Genomic DNA, 1,782 nt, shown 5'->3' with positions numbered 1-1,782 from the left:
CTCGGCGTCGGCGAAGGTCATCTGCTTCATCGGGAAACTCGGTGGGTGGGGTCGCGGTATTTTGCCAAATCAGAAAGTCTTTTTCAGAGTTTCCCTAAGCAATAGTATTACAGCGATACCCCGGGGGCACATACGGTTTCCGGGCCCCCTCCTCCCCCCCATTGCTAACCCCCCCCCTATTACCCCAAAGCTTTCGTCTGCAGGCCAACGCTCACATTCTGCCTCCAAGTGGATATTTTCCATTGGTAAGCAACTGTGGGCCATGGTGTGGGACAAAGAATTTTGGTTTTCTCACAGGCCACGTTAAATAAGACCTGTAGCCATTTTGTACGGGGATACCTTATCCTCCTACATTCCGGCGAGATCTGGCGCGATTGCAGTATCAGCGCCTGCGAACAAACGAGCCGCGAGGAATCCGTAGTGAAAAACCATGCTTCGAATGAGCACGCTCAAAGCGAGCCGATTTCTGGTGAGATTTACCACGTCACGCCAACCCGTAATCTTGAGTCCATCTTCCGTGACGGTTTACGGCCGCAGATTGGACCTCGCTCCGAACTACTCGGTGAAGCCAAGGAAATGGTCTATTTCTTTGGGTCGATGCTGGCAGTAGAAGACGCACTCAGTAACTGGCTTGGTGAAGCGCTTGATGACGAGCCTGGAGCGATTTCCGTTCTCGCCGTTGATCGCTCCGGTTTACACCTCGTTTCAGATGCGGGGTACGAGCTTGCTTGCCTTCACCTTGTCCCAACGGAGAACATTTCTCTCGCTTTTCAGGATGACGTGCCGGTGGATGAAAAGAATGGCCCGGTGACCGAGGGCACCTCATGAGCAAACTGACCCCTAAGTTCGTCAAGGATGTCGACCAGCCCGGCTCCTACCAGGACGGCCGAGGGTTGATTCTTCGTGTGTCAGCTACCCTGCGAAAAAGTTGGGTCTTTCGCTATATGCTGGCGAAGCAGCGGCACGATCTGGCCCTGGGGACATTCCCTGCCTTGAGCCTCAGAGACGCACGGCTGGAGGCTGACAAGTACCGGCTCGATATCGCCCGTGGCGTCGATCCAGCCGCTGAGCGTGCGAAGGCCAAAGCCGCCAAAGCCTCACGAACTACAACGAGCCACACGTTTCGGTCTTCGGCGGAAAGGTACATACGCACGCATTCGTCGAGTTGGTCTAAGAAGCATCACCAGCAATGGCAGAATTCACTCACGAAGCATGTCTACCCTGTCATAGGCGGATTTCGGATAGCCGAGGTCGACACGGACGATATCCTGGATGTGCTGACGCCGATCTGGAGCAAGATCCCCGTCACGGCGAACCGCGTCCGGAATCGCATAGAGCTCGTGCTCGATGCAGCGAAGGCACTGAAGCTTCGGCAAGGTGAAAACCCCGCACGGTGGCGTGGTCATCTCGACAAGCTCTTGCCCAAGCAATCGCATACGGTAGTCCCCTTCCCGTCTCCGACACCTTTACGCACTGCCGAGCTGTTGGCCAGGCTCGATTCCCTGGATGGGGCAGCAGCTCGTGCTGCTGAATTCGCAATTCTGACTGCGACCCGTAACCAAGAGGTGAGCGGGGCCCAGTGGCCGGAAATAGATTGGGAGGAGAAAATCTGGTACATCCCAGCAGAACGCATGAAAGCGGGCAAGGCTCACCGGGTACCCCTTACCGTGCGGATTCCACGGCCATCCGGCCACCTATTCCATAAACATCCGGCCACTGATTCCACGATGATCCGGCCACCCATTCCACGCTCATCCGGCCACCCTTAAGGCAGGCAGCAAC

At 56.2% G+C, this 1,782-nt stretch carries 2 protein-coding genes; both read left to right on the top strand.

Annotated features, from left to right (window positions below; genetic code table 11):
• Window positions 1-420: 420 nt before the first annotated feature.
• Window positions 421-828 (top strand): hypothetical protein, encoded by a 408-nt coding sequence (locus AO268_RS04610; protein WP_084342291.1) that lies wholly within the window; start codon window positions 421-423, stop codon window positions 826-828.
• Window positions 825-1,769, top strand: coding sequence for a tyrosine-type recombinase/integrase (locus tag AO268_RS04605; protein ID WP_257154339.1), 945 nt, complete (start codon window positions 825-827; stop codon window positions 1,767-1,769). Before AO268_RS04610 ends, AO268_RS04605 begins: the two co-directional genes overlap by 4 nt.
• Window positions 1,770-1,782: the final 13 nt, after the last annotated feature.

The organism is Pseudomonas sp. ICMP 8385 (assembly GCF_002699915.1).
Lineage (GTDB): Bacteria > Pseudomonadota > Gammaproteobacteria > Pseudomonadales > Pseudomonadaceae > Aquipseudomonas > Aquipseudomonas gessardii.
The sequence above is the reverse complement of the archived record's forward strand: the minus strand, read 5'-3'. Positions and strand labels throughout refer to the sequence as shown.

Bases quoted from the DNA above. Each gene is read 5' to 3' on its own strand.
- AO268_RS04605 (WP_257154339.1), top strand. From the start codon at position 825: ATGAGCAAACTGACCCCTAAGTTCGTCAAGGATGTCGACCAGCCCGGC.